Raw genomic sequence first — 253 nt, 5'->3', positions numbered from 1 at the left:
CGGCCACCGCCGCGACCGCGAGTCCGCTGGTCCGTCAGACCGACGTGCTCACCGTGTTGCCCGGCACTCTGCCCGAGCCCGAGCTCGCGCGACGGCTGGCCGACACCGACGGCGCGATCATCATGAAGCTGGGGCGGACGTTCCCGGCCGTACGTCGCGCGCTCGCCGCGGCTGGTCGCCTTGAGCACGCCTTGTACGTGGAGCGGGCGTCGATGCCGGAGGCACGCTGGATCCCGGTGACCGAGGTCGACGA

The 253-nt window shown here is 72.7% G+C and carries 1 pseudogene; it reads left to right on the top strand.

What is annotated here, in order from left to right:
• Positions 1 to 53: 53 nt before the first annotated feature.
• Positions 54 to 253: pseudogene (locus Q0L15_RS06815) on the top strand (ATP-binding protein); the annotation flags it as partial.

It is taken from the genome of Nocardioides sp. (assembly GCF_024509035.1).
In the GTDB taxonomy this organism is placed as follows: Bacteria; Actinomycetota; Actinomycetes; order Propionibacteriales; family Nocardioidaceae; genus Nocardioides.
The sequence above is the reverse complement of the archived record's forward strand: the minus strand, read 5'-3'. Positions and strand labels throughout refer to the sequence as shown.